Source organism: uncultured Campylobacter sp. (genome assembly GCF_937997595.1).
Lineage (GTDB): Bacteria > Campylobacterota > Campylobacteria > Campylobacterales > Campylobacteraceae > Campylobacter_B.
In genome coordinates this window covers 1-1,004 of sequence record NZ_CALKTS010000319.1, presented here as the reverse complement: position 1 = coordinate 1,004, position 1,004 = coordinate 1, and the positions used below count along the sequence as shown (strand labels likewise).

At 41.8% G+C, this 1,004-nt stretch carries 1 protein-coding gene and 1 pseudogene; both read right to left on the bottom strand.

The genetic code is table 11. The features are described from left to right. Positions 1–186 precede the first annotated feature (186 nt). Positions 187–639 carry a hypothetical protein gene (locus Q0614_RS10830; RefSeq protein ID WP_298788672.1) on the bottom strand — a complete coding sequence of 151 codons (453 nt, stop codon included), beginning with the start codon at positions 637–639 and terminating at the stop codon, positions 187–189. 39 nt (positions 640–678) lie between these two features. Beyond that, positions 679–1,004 (bottom strand): annotated as a pseudogene (locus Q0614_RS10825) (hypothetical protein); the annotation flags it as partial.

The window sequence follows — 1,004 nt, the reverse complement described above, 5'->3', positions numbered from 1 at the left end:
GCTTGAGCGTTTTTGAGGTAAGCGGACGAAATAAACTTGCTTGTGCGCGGACTATGTTAAATTTAATAAATTTAGCTGTAAGGCGCGACGGAATTTACGCTATTTGCGGCTTGCAAGTGGGATAAATTTAAGGGCGCGATCTTTACGGGCAAAATTTTATGCGCGACCGATGAGGCACGCGGTTTTCTATAAAAGTTTAAATTTCTTATGCTCAAAGTGGTATTTTTTCTGCGAAATCGCGTTAAATTTAAGGCTATCTATCCTGGAGAAGTTAACGGCGTATTCCTTCAAGCAAGCGAGAATGAAAGAGAAGCGGTAATTGCCATTTTCGTAAAATATCTCGCTCGTTATTATTTCGCCGGGCGCCGCATCGCATCTTTGATTCGAGCTCATAGCGCATTTTAGTTCATAATATCCATTTTGCAAATCTCCGATGTAAAATTTCAAATGCAATTTTTCATTAATTTGCTTTTTGGGTAGCAATAGCGCATCGTTGAAGCTTATGCCCGCAAAAATTCTTTCTAGCGTATGCATATTTTTATGCAGCCCTGCCAAATACGCCTCGTATCGCCGCTCTCTTGAGGCATATTCGCTATCTTTTATATTGCCCTTGATCCAATCTAAGTCAAAATATAGCACTTCAATTTCTTTGGTTTTAAATTTGTCGTTACCCGTTCGCTACAGCCCCAAGAAATTCTCATCGTTTTTGATCTTTTCGATGATATCGAGCGTGGCGTAAAACTCGTCGTAGAAATATGGCATCTCGAGCTTGAAAAATTTAAAATTTAGCCCCTCTAACACCTTGAGCGAGTGTTTGTTTTTGAGCAAAAATATGAAAAATACCCCGTCTTTTTCCAGCGCGTTGAGGTAGTTTATTTCGCTTATATTGGCGCGCAGGATCTCGGCGTCAAGGATGACGACGTCGGCTACGTAGATGAAGTCGTTTAGATGCCTCTTCGCGCTCTCCCAGTTGGAGTTTGGCATCACGTCGCAACCAAGCCCGC